Consider the following 278-nt stretch of genomic DNA (forward strand, 5'->3'; position numbering starts at 1 on the left):
CAAATAAAGAGGGCATAGATTTAGCAGCACTATGCAAAGAGGTTAAAGATAATCGTAAAGGCTTAGTAATCGACAATATCCAGGAAACACAAAAAAATATATTAGACGATTTATCAACTATTTTAGAGTTGATGACAGACAAAACTAAACCCACATCAGCATGGAAAACCTCTGATATTGTCGAATTCAATAATAAGGATCAATATGCCCGTATTAGCTACAGTGGAAACGGTAGAAAAGTGCGTTTTGAATTTAATAGGCTTAATCAAACCGTTATT

The 278-nt window shown here is 33.5% G+C and carries 1 protein-coding gene; it reads left to right on the top strand.

Going from position 1 to position 278, the window contains the following annotated elements:
- Positions 1-278: ParB family protein (locus tag ACNQ0T_RS24160; RefSeq protein ID WP_417930492.1), on the top strand; the 278-nt coding region annotated here is incomplete at both ends.

The organism is Enterobacter cloacae complex sp.6700776, assembly GCF_048284255.1.
GTDB lineage: Bacteria > Pseudomonadota > Gammaproteobacteria > Enterobacterales > Enterobacteriaceae > Enterobacter > Enterobacter intestinihominis.